General features: G+C 68.7%; 11 protein-coding genes and 1 tRNA gene. 3 read left to right on the forward strand and 9 right to left on the reverse strand.

The genetic code is table 11. The annotated features are described in order from the left end of the window. Nucleotides 1-24 precede the first annotated feature (24 nt). Nucleotides 25-273 (forward strand): acyl carrier protein, encoded by a 249-nt coding sequence (locus tag ABD297_RS22015; RefSeq protein ID WP_020145270.1) that lies wholly within the window; start codon nt 25-27, stop codon nt 271-273. 169 nt (nt 274-442) lie between these two features. Continuing rightward, nucleotides 443-1,693: a beta-ketoacyl-ACP synthase II gene (gene fabF / locus ABD297_RS22020; RefSeq protein WP_344257275.1), complete on the forward strand. Its 1,251-nt coding sequence runs from the start codon at nt 443-445 to the stop codon at nt 1,691-1,693. 32 nt (nt 1,694-1,725) lie between these two features. Here fabF and ABD297_RS22025 read toward each other — a convergent pair whose 3' ends face one another. The 5 genes from ABD297_RS22025 to ABD297_RS22045 form a co-directional block, all read right to left on the reverse strand. Beyond that, nucleotides 1,726-2,550 (reverse strand): LAGLIDADG family homing endonuclease, encoded by an 825-nt coding sequence (locus ABD297_RS22025; protein WP_344257276.1) that lies wholly within the window; start codon nt 2,548-2,550, stop codon nt 1,726-1,728. 101 nt (nt 2,551-2,651) lie between these two features. Next, a complete protein-coding gene (locus ABD297_RS22030) occupies nt 2,652-3,026 on the reverse strand; it encodes a WhiB family transcriptional regulator (protein ID WP_344257277.1) in 375 nt (124 codons plus the stop codon). Continuing rightward, on the reverse strand, nt 3,023-3,601 hold the full coding sequence (locus tag ABD297_RS22035) for an HNH endonuclease (protein ID WP_344257278.1): 579 nt from the start codon (nt 3,599-3,601) through the stop codon (nt 3,023-3,025). Before ABD297_RS22035 ends, ABD297_RS22030 begins: the two co-directional genes overlap by 4 nt. A gap of 484 nt (nt 3,602-4,085) precedes the next feature. Further along, complete coding sequence (locus tag ABD297_RS22040; protein ID WP_344257279.1) at nt 4,086-4,601, reverse strand: DUF3145 domain-containing protein; 516 nt, start codon at nt 4,599-4,601, stop codon at nt 4,086-4,088. Between the two features lie 145 nt (nt 4,602-4,746). Further along, nucleotides 4,747-5,109, reverse strand: a complete 363-nt coding sequence (locus tag ABD297_RS22045; protein ID WP_344257280.1) for a bifunctional 3-phenylpropionate/cinnamic acid dioxygenase ferredoxin subunit — start codon at nt 5,107-5,109, stop codon at nt 4,747-4,749. Between the two features lie 144 nt (nt 5,110-5,253). Between ABD297_RS22045 and ABD297_RS22050 the strand changes: the two genes are divergently transcribed. Continuing rightward, nucleotides 5,254-5,330 (forward strand) — tRNA-Ile (locus ABD297_RS22050). A 15-nt stretch (nt 5,331-5,345) separates the two neighbouring features. Here the strand turns inward: ABD297_RS22050 and ABD297_RS22055 are convergent. From ABD297_RS22055 to ABD297_RS22070, 4 genes are all read right to left on the reverse strand, one after another. After that, the gene (locus tag ABD297_RS22055; RefSeq protein ID WP_344257281.1) at nt 5,346-6,470 is read right to left on the reverse strand and encodes a tyrosine-type recombinase/integrase; all 1,125 of its coding nucleotides are present in this window, start codon (nt 6,468-6,470) and stop codon (nt 5,346-5,348) included. A gap of 1 nt (nt 6,471) precedes the next feature. Beyond that, on the reverse strand, nt 6,472-6,666 hold the full coding sequence (locus ABD297_RS22060) for a helix-turn-helix transcriptional regulator (protein ID WP_344257282.1): 195 nt from the start codon (nt 6,664-6,666) through the stop codon (nt 6,472-6,474). Between the two features lie 18 nt (nt 6,667-6,684). Continuing rightward, complete coding sequence (locus ABD297_RS22065) at nt 6,685-8,253, reverse strand: replication initiator (protein WP_344257283.1); 1,569 nt, start codon at nt 8,251-8,253, stop codon at nt 6,685-6,687. A gap of 1,191 nt (nt 8,254-9,444) precedes the next feature. Beyond that, nucleotides 9,445-9,753 carry a hypothetical protein gene (locus tag ABD297_RS22070; protein ID WP_344257284.1) on the reverse strand — a complete coding sequence of 103 codons (309 nt, stop codon included), beginning with the start codon at nt 9,751-9,753 and terminating at the stop codon, nt 9,445-9,447. Between the last annotated feature and the right edge of the window lie 321 nt (nt 9,754-10,074).

Below are 10,074 nucleotides of genomic sequence, written 5' to 3' on the forward strand. Positions count from 1 at the left end.
CACCACACACCAAGGAGTAGACAGATGGCTCAGTCCGAGCAGGAGATCCTCGAGGGTCTTGCCGAGATCGTCAACGAGGAGACCGGCCTCGACACCGCGTCCGTCGAGATGGACAAGTCCTTCACCGAGGACCTCGACATCGACTCCCTCTCGATGATGACGATCGTCGTCAACGCCGAGGAGAAGTTCGGCGTGCGCATCCCGGACAGCGAGGTCAAGAACCTCAAGACCGTCCGCGACGCCGTCACCTTCATCGCCGGCGCGCAGTCCTGACCCGCCCGGTCGGCGCCCGGCTCGTCCGGGCGCCGACCGCGCCGCAACACCCCGCTGCACCTGCTGCACCTGCTGCACCTGCTGCACCTGCTGCATCCACTGAAGGTCCAGCGCCCCGCTCGACCCCTCGCACGACCTCACCCCACTCGACCCAGAGGAGCACGTCACCATGACGTCCAATCGCGACCGACGCGTCGTGGTCACCGGTCTCGGCGCCACCACGCCCTTGGGCGGAACCGCCCCGGAGACGTGGGAGGCCCTGCTCGCCGGCCGGTCCGGCGCCCGCCCCATGGAGTTCGACTGGGTCGCCAAGTACGAGCTCCCCGTGACGTTCGCGGCGACGATCGCCACGCCGCCCGGGGAGGTCCTCACCAAGGTCGAGACGCGCCGCCTCGACCCCTCGAGCCAGTACGCCCTCATCGCCGCCCGCGAGGCCTGGGCCGACGCCGGCAAGCCCGAGGTCGACCCGGAGCGTCTCGGCGCGGCCATCGGGTCCGGCATCGGCGGCGTCTGGACCCTGCTCGACCAGTGGGACAACCTGCGCGAGAAGGGGCCGCGCCGCGTCTACCCGCTGGCCGTCCCGATGCTCATGCCGAACGGTCCGGCAGCCGCTGTCTCCCTCGACCTCGGCGCCCGTGCCGGCGCCCACACGACCGTCAGCGCCTGCGCCTCCGGCGCCGAGAGCATGGGCTACGCCATCGACATGATCCGCACGGGTCGCGCCGACGTCGTCGTCGCCGGTGGCACCGAGGCCGCGGTCCACCCGCTGCCGATCGCTGGCTTCGCTGCGATGCAGGCCCTCTCGACCCGCAACGACGACCCGGAGCGGGCCTCGCGCCCCTACGACACCGGCCGTGACGGCTTCGTCCTCGGCGAGGGCGCCGCCGTCATCGTCCTCGAGTCCGAGGAGCACGCCCGCGCCCGTGGCGCGCGCATCTACGCCGAGCTCGCGAGCGTCGGCATGTCGGCCGACGCCCACCACATCACGGCGCCCGAGCCCAACGGCTCCGGGGCGTCGCGGGCCATGCTGTATGCCGTCGAGCGGGCAGACCTGTCGCCGACCGACATCATCCACATCAACGCGCACGCCACCTCGACCCCGGTGGGTGACGTGGCCGAGTACAACGCGATCAAGCGCGCCTTCGGCGACCACACCGACAACCTGACGGTGACGGCCACGAAGTCCATGACCGGCCACCTGCTGGGTGCCGCCGGAGCGCTCGAGGCGGTCGTGACGATCCAGTCGATCTACAACCGGCTCGTGCCGGCCACGATCAACCTCGACGAGCAGGACCCCGAGATCGCGCTCAACGTCGTCACCGGCGAGCACCAGAAGCTCCCCGACGGGGACATCGCGGCGCTGAACAACTCGTTCGGCTTCGGCGGTCACAACGTCGCCCTCGCGGTCCGCAGCATCTGACGAAGCCCCTGACGGACGAGCCCCCGGCCCTCTCAAGGTGGCCGGGGGCTCCCCCATCCGCTGGTGACGCTGTTCCGCAGACGCCATCTGCGGACGGTGACCGACTTCAGGGTCCGACCCAGCACCTCGCCGGACTCTGCGAGGGGCTGACTGAGCACGACGGCGTCCTCGGCCGGCGTCCATGGTTTCCGGACCACGTCATAGCGGCAGGCGCGCCCTGCGAGAGGTACCCATGCCGCGACATCGGCCGCGGCCTCAGCCTTTCTAGGCATCGCGGGCCAGTCTTGTGTTGCCCAGCAGTGGGCTGCTAACAGGGCGGCGGCCTCGTTCGACACCATCACGTTGAACACTCGATCTCGTGAGTTACGACGCGTTGAGCGTCGAACTCCACACACCTCCCAGATCTGCCTTTCGAAGAACTGCGCGAGCTGCTCCGAAGCGGTGACCAGGCTGACGAACGGCATTCCCGTACGTGTGAACCCCAGCGAGCCGTCACCATCGAGCACGCCACGGAGGTAATCCCGAACGACGAGTCCGACGCCGGCTGGCGGCGACAGGTCGTACGCCTTGCGGCCAGGGGGCATGCCCAGTGCGGCCAGCTCGGCGCGAATGGCCTGGTCGAAGAACTGCAGCGTGTAGCTGACGTAGTCATCGGCAAAGTTGGTGCTTCGCTGCCGTCGCACCAGGGACGTCCGACATGGGATCACATCACGGACCTGCCGAAGAACCTCGACGTCCCGTTGATGCAGCTCGATCCCGACCTTTCCCTTGGCATCGATGCGCCCAGAGTGCCAGCCGTCCGTATGCAGCAGGCCCAGTACGTACGAGACCTCTGGCCGTGACGGATCGATCAACATGTCAGGACACTAGCCAGGACCTACGACAGCAGTCAGGGCGCCGCGTATGCCGGGTGGCGCGGACTCGCTGGGAGCCGGCCACCCGGCATACGCCCTCGTTCTCAGGCGCTGCGCGCGCTGTCGTGCGGGGACGGGCGCACGTTGCCCGGGAGGTCCGTGGTGGGACGACCCTTGGCGAGCAGCTCGCCGCCCCAGACGCCCCACTCGAGACGACGCTTCGCCACGGCGAGGCAGACCTCGACGAGGGGGCACGTCGCGCACACCGCCTTGGCCCGCTCCGCCGCGCCCTCGGTGGCCGGCCAGAACAGCTCCGGGTCGTGGGCTGCGCAGCTCGGCACGGCGCCGTCGAGCTCGAACGGGTGCTCGGACGCGGCGCGGAAGATCCAGGCGTCGAGCCCCTGACCCGTGCGGGCCGCAGGCCGGACCCCCACCTGGGCGAGGGACTGCGTGCGCACGGGGGTGCGGTTCCTGGTCATGGGTCGGACTCCTTCCGGGTGACGCTGGTGGTGGGCGTGGTGGGCGTGGTGGGCGTGGTGGGCGTGGTGGGCGTGGTGGGCGTGGTGGGCGTGGTGGGCGTGGTGGGTGGCGTGGGAGTCGTGGCGCGGGCGAAGTGCAGCTGCACCCGGCTGGGGACGTAGGGGTCCCACCGCAGGGGCATCCGTGCCTCGTCGGGGGTGCGGTCACCCTTGCGGGCGTTGCACGGCTCGCAGGCCGCGACCGCGTTGGCCCACGACGTCGCGCCGCCCCGTGAGCGCGGAAGGACGTGGTCCATGGTCGTCGCGGTGAACCGTCCGCAGTAGGCACACTGCCCGCGGTCACGGAGCAGGACGCCCTCACGGGAGTAGGTCGCCCGCGTGCGCGAGTAGAGCCACTTCTGCTCCACGTAGCGCACGAGCCGGACGACAACCGGGACCCGGTAGGGGTCGAAGCGCTCGGTGGCGTGCACCTCGACCGGTGTGGCGACGCCACGCCAGATCATCCGCACGGCATGCTGCACCGAGACCCGGTGCAGCAGCGTCTCGTCGGCGTTCCACACCTCGACCTGGGTCATGGCCGAACCTCCTCTCCCTCAGAGCGACTCGCGTCGTCGTCTCTGTTCACTGGCGGTGACGGGCGGCACGAGAAGAGCCGCCCGTCCGGGTCATCCCGGTGGGCGGCTCTAGGGACGGAGCCGGTCAGGCTCGTCGCGTCAGCGAGATCGCAGGTGGGGACTCCACGGCTGGGTGCGCCGGATGTGGCACTCCCCTGGGAACGGGTAGGCCATATCGGCGAGGCACAGGCTGCGCTTCGCTTCGATGATGAGTCCCGTTGCCATCATTGGTCCTTCGTCGGTGGATGAGGTGGTCGGTGGGTGCAGCGTCTGAGGTTGCGCCCGCTCGATGATGACAGGTGGGCCCCATTGCCGCCCAATGGTTTTCGGCCCAGGTCGCTGGGGGACGCCCGCGGACATGACGAGGGCCCGGGAGCACGAACCGCCGGGCCCTCGTCATCCCGTCGGCCACGCTGGAGGTCGTGGCAGACGAGCTGTGCGGTGGTCAGCCCACCTTGTGCATCCAACGGACCGCGGCGCCGTCGCCGGCGTAGCGGAAGACCTCGAGCTCCTCGTCCCACGGGATGCCGAGGAGCAGGTCGATCTCGTCCTGGAGGGCCTCGACGTCACCGCGGGTGCGCAGGATCGCCTCGCGGAGCCGGTCCTCCTGGACGACGGCGTCGCCCGAGGCGGACGTCATGGCGTGGTGGATCCCCAGCCGCGGCGTGTAGGACCACCGCGCTCCGTCGCACCCGTGCGAGGGGTCCTCGGTCACCTCGTAGCGCAACCCGTCCCACCCCCGCAGGGCGCTGGCCAGCTCGGCACCGGTGCCGGGGGCACCGACCCAGGGCAGCTCGGTGCGCATCATCCGGGGCGCAGCGGGCTGCGCGATCCAGTCGAGCGTCACCTGCTGGTCGAGGACAGCCTCGATCGCCCACGTGATGTGCGGGCACAGCGCGGCCGGGGCTCCGTGGATGAACAGAACCCCGCCTGTCTGGGTGCGCGACATCGCGACAGCCATCCGAACCTCCTGAAGTTGCAGGGACGTCTTCCCCAACGCCTGCTTCTTCGTGACCCGGTGCCTGCCTCAGTGACGGCTGGTCATGCGTGCTCTGCTTCGAGCACTCGCCCATTGTGCACCATGGGGCACACGGGCACCAGCAGTCTCAGGCGTCGTTTTGTCCGCTTCGACCCGCCGCAGGGACGCCCGGGAAGAGGTAGACGTCACCGTCCCGGACCTCCACCCGGTGGGTGCGGACCGGCTTCGTGGCAGGCAGGCACATCGGCTTGCCGTCTGCGAGGCAGAAGCGCGTCGCGTGCAGCGGGCACTCGACCTCGCCGGCCTCGATCCAGCCCTCCGCGAGCGAGGCATCCTCGTGCGAGCACGTGTCGTCGAGGGCGTAGTAGGTGCCGTCGTCGTCACGGAAGAGCGAGATCGGGTCGACCGTCGCGGTGAAAGCCGTGTCGAGCACGAGCGCCTCGCCCGGTTCGACGTCGTCGACCCCTGCCACCCGGATGCCGTCACTCATTCGCTCTTCCTCACCTGCTCGGGGCCACCGTCACGGCGAGCCTAGAGGGTGGGACCACGCCGGCCCCGGCCACCTCCACCGAGGGGCTACCGACGGCTCGCTAGACTCCCTGCGACCTCATCGGCCGCGGCCGGCGACGGTTCCGGGGCAGTAGCTCAGCCGGTCAGAGCAGCGGACTCATAATCCGTCGGTCCAGGGTTCAAGCCCCTGCTGCCCCACCACACGTTTTATGCAGGTCAGATGGCATCGGTGGCACCTGGTCGCCTCTCCTTCGGGGCCTCGGCAGGATCACTGGGGCACATCGGGGGCACAAGCCCGTCGAGCGCCAGCGCGACGGCGTCCAGGTCGTCGCCGAAGAGTCCGGCGTACACATCCAGCGTCATCGCGGCCGAGGCGTGCCCCAGCATCTGCTGCACTGCCTTGACGTTGGCGCCCGCGGCGATCGCCAGGGAGGCCGCCGTGTGGCGCAGGTCGTGGGGTCTCACGTTTACCAGACCCGCTTCTCGGCAGGCCGGGTCGAACACCCGATGCCGCCAGTTCCCGAGGCGGACCGCTCCCCCACCAGGCGCGGTGAACAGCAGATCATCCGGCCCCTTGCCGACACACAGCGCCTCGATGCCGGGCCCGAGCGCCGGCGGGAACGGCACCGTCCGGGTCCGGTTCGTCTTCGGGGTGGACCAGACGAGCCGGCCACCGACCTCGGTGACGCTCTCGGCCACGACGAGCCGGCGACGCAGCAGATTGACCCGCCGCACTTTAAGCGCCGACAGCTCGCCGAACCTCAGGCCGCAGAACGCCAGCACGGCGACCGACAGTCCGTTGCTGCCGGCGGCTGCCACAAGCCGACCCACCTCCTCCGCCGTCAGGAACCGGGGCTCGAGCCGCACAGCGCGTGGAAGCTGCACGCCCGAGGCGGCGTTCCGGGAGATCCGTCCGTCCTTGACCGCCTCGGCAAGGATCAACGAGAGCACCCGGTGGGCTTGGCGCACGCTGCCGGCCGAGAGGCCACTGGCGGACAGGTCGCGAACCCAGTCACGCACATCCGTGTGCCGCAGGTCGGCGATGGCCCAGGACCCGAAGCGCGGCAGGATGTGGCCGGTCAACAGTCCCCGATAGCGCGTGGCGGTCGAGACCTTCAGGTGCGTCAGACCCGAGGCCCACGCCTCCGCGACGTCACGCACGCGCACCTTGCCCGCGGTGGGGTCGATGTACTGGCCCCGGTGACGCTCGGCCTGCATCTGGTCCAGCCACCGCTGGGCGTCGACCTTGCGCGGAAAGTTCTTCTTCCGCTGCCGGCCACCGGGGTCACGCCAGCGCGCCTGCCAGCCGGTACCCCTGGGGTTCTTGCCGATGCTGGCCATCTCACGCGGCCTCGAGCTTGCCCCGGGACCAGGCCCTGACCGACTCCGGGTCGAACCGCAGGTACCGCCCGATCCGCATCGCGGGAGGACCACCACCGCGCACTCGCCACTGGTAGATCGTGCCGACGGGAACCCGCAGGTAGTCACTCACATCCTTCAACGTCCACAGTCTCTCCGGCTCACTCATCTCACTCATCTGCCGAACCTTCCTCTCTCACAGTCGGTTTCCTTCCTTGGTTTGCTTCCGGGCCGCTGCGCGTTCTTGGGCGTACTCGCGGGCGCGGGCGGCGGCGGCCTTGGCGAGCTCGGCGTCGCCGTCGGTGTCCCAGCCGGTCCCGGCGTAGGTCCACTGGCCGATGACGAGGGTGGTCTCCTCGGCGTCGTCGTCGAGGAGGTCGTCGAGGTCGCGGACGTCGACGGTGCGACCCTCGCGGCGGGCGGCGGCCAGGGCCCGTTCGTAGCGGACCCGGCGCCGGCGCAGCTGCCCGAGGGTCACGGAGTAGCGGCGGGACTTGGTCGAGAAGTGGCCGCGGAAGCCGAGCATGTGTCGCCACTTGAACAGCAGGCCGTACGGGTGCTCCCGCAGAGGTGTCGCGTTGTCTGTTTCGTCGGCGCGCGCGTCCGTGTGGATCCGGTCGGTGACCGCGACGATGGTCGCGCGGAGCCGGCGGGCGTGCGGGCTGTCGGTGTTCGTGCTGTCGGTGGCCGACTTCGTCGCGTACTTCGCCAGGTAGCCGGCGACCTGCTCCGGGGTCAGCGCCCGGTCCGGGTCGTCGGTCCGGCGGCCGGTGGCGATCGGTCGGGCGTCGAGCTGCGTGCCGAACCGCAGCCGGCGCACCACGTCGCCGTCGTACAGCGGCGACGCGTCGAAGACGACACCCGCGGCAGCCTGCTCGACGAGCCGAGCCAGGAGCGCCGCCGTCAGTCCGGCCGGTGCGGGGGCGAAGCCGTCGTCGGTTTTGGGTCCGTCGAGGCGGATCAGGGCGTGGAAGTGGACGATGCCGCGCTGCTGGTACTCGGCGACCTTCGCGTACTGCACCGTCACCAGCTCCGACAGCCGCGACTCCGGGACGCCCAGGTGCCGGGCCAGCGCGCGGCGGAGGTCGATGGTGAACCGGCGCCACAGCTCCGGGGCCCACCACTGCCACACGAGGTGGCTCTCGTAGTCGTAGCAGTCCCGGCACAGCGGCTGACCCAGCCGCGCGTCCCCGTCTGTATGCCTCGCGTGGCAGACGGTGGGGCGGCCGTGTTCACAGACCCGGTCCTGGCCTTTGGGCGTGAAGGGGCGGCAGGTGCGGCCGCCGCGGGTTCCGTGGACGAGCCCGAACGAGGGCGCGGTCAGGGTCGCGAACACCAGCGGGTTCTCGCCGACCTCCTCGGGGACGCCCTTGCCGCCGGAGACCCCGGCCCGGATCAGGTGGAACGTGTCCGCCGCATACAGCCGGGAGCAGGAGGGGCACTCGGTGGCGCGGCGGTTCCCGCACCGCACGTGCAGCACCCCGAGCGGGCTGTCCGTGGAGGAGAAGCTCGAGAGCACCTCACCGGTACGCGCGTTGACCGTGTCCGAGTGGCCATGGAGCCGGATCGGCTTGGCGCAGTGCCCGACCCGGGCGGCGGCCTCAGACCAGGCGTCGAAGTCCCGCGACAGCAGCCGGGCGAGCACCTGCGACTCGGTCGCCGCGTCGAGGTGGCCCAGGTCGAGCGGGTGACTCTCCGCGGCGGGAGCCTCACAGGGGTGCAGGGGCAGGGCGTCCCAGACGCGGTCTCGTGTTTCCCGGGTCATGTCGGCCACCCCCTTCCCTAGCGGTCCGGGTGGGTGTGCCGTGCAGGTACTGCGGCTCCCGCTGCACGGCACACCCGGTCCGAAAGGGCGGCCCAGAAACGATCGAGAAGATGCCGGCGCCGCGGGGAGCCGCGCACACGCCAGGCCACGTCAAGGAATGACGAAGAAGATGGCGGACGAGAAGTTCGTGTCTGTGTGTGTGGCGGCTATTCGTGTGGATGGCCTCTGGCCGGGGTGGGGAGCCGACCCCCAGGGCATCAAGCCCGCAGTGTTTGTCAGTTCAGGTCTTTTGTGTGGGTGTGTCCGCGCTTCCAGAGTCCACGGCCGGGGTGCCGGGAGACGAAGAAACACGCCGAGTGTCGGCGGAAGTTGTTTCACCCACATGCCGAGTTGAGGACGTTGGCGGAACGACGGGCGCATAGCGCGGCCAGCCGCGTGACCACGCTGTGTTCGTGGGCCATGTAGCAACGCACGATGGAGGCGATGTTTGCGATTTGCCATGCGCATCTCCGTGTCGGCAGTACTCACCCCTTCGTATGAACGCGCGCAGCCAGTCGCGGGGGCAGGTTCTGCACGTCCTAAAGGTCTAGGTCACTGCACCAAACCGTAAGGCGATAGACGATTCCGTTTTGCGCGAACCACTTCCAAGACATCTCTGCACGCGGGGACTTCGAGGGCAAAAGGATTGAGCACGTAACTTCTTTGTCCACGATAATGAACTGAGGTGAAGAAACACCGGGCAGCTCGATCGAAGCATCTCGGCCTGTCAGTCGAGCACTCCCTAGGCCAGACTCCTCGACATGACCAAAGCGCGGGTCTGTGGGAACGAAAGTCATCAAGTGACTATCGAGGGGTGGTCTCTCGCGAGAGACGCTGAGCGCTAGGCCCCCAGCGCCAACACTGAACACGCTTCCAGAGTCGAACGCTGAAAATATCGCACGCGATCGCCTCACAGAGTCCAAGTTGTCGACATCTGCGACATCTCCCACCCACATCTTCTTCCGGAACGGCAAATCCATTTCCAAGCCAGACATCAGAATGCTCCTATTTCGACGGGGAATCCGTTCCGCTGTTGCGAGTTTCTCTGGATCAGATATGTGTGCGTAACAAGGGCTCAGATATGCATCGATCCTGGGGCGACAGGCCCCAACTTCCCACGGACATGGTGCATGGTCCCCGACGCTCCCTGACTCATGACCCGGGCAGGTCTAGGCGACCGATAGCGCGCAGCACTCCGACCAGGTGATCGACGTCATGCCAGATGAAAATGCCATCGCCAGGCGCCCGATTCAAGAACTCGCGCACAGACGTCGCGTCGTCGATCACGGACCCTAGATTCAACTCGGGGTCCTGCTGCACCCTGGTCGCGTCACCCAAGGGCACGTTCCAATAGAAGTCTTCATCGAACTGCAGTCTGGAGCCAAACCTCTCCTCTACGGCGTCAAGCAGGAGAGTCAAGGGTGCTCGCAACTCAACGACAGAGATGTCGGGCCCGTCCATGAGCAAACCTTGTCACGCAGCCTCGCGAGACGTTCGGTTTCGCGTCCCGCGACACGCGCTCTCATGCCGCAGACAGTGAGGCGAGGTGTCGCACGTCAGCTGGCACATCGATGTCGCGCATCACCTGGCGCTGGAGACGGAGGACCGGTGCCTGTGTCCGTGTCTTGACTCACCTGATGCTTGACGGATCTGTGTCACCTGATGCTTGACACTCCGGCTAGGAAACTGAGGTAGCGGTCCGTGGCCGCTGGCCCTTGATGCTACGCACGGGCTTGGTGCTGGTCCGACGGAAGACACGGGTCTCACCGTCGGCCTCGACGG

This window comes from Terrabacter carboxydivorans, from assembly GCF_039532035.1.
GTDB classification, from domain to species: domain Bacteria; phylum Actinomycetota; class Actinomycetes; order Actinomycetales; family Dermatophilaceae; genus Terrabacter; species Terrabacter carboxydivorans.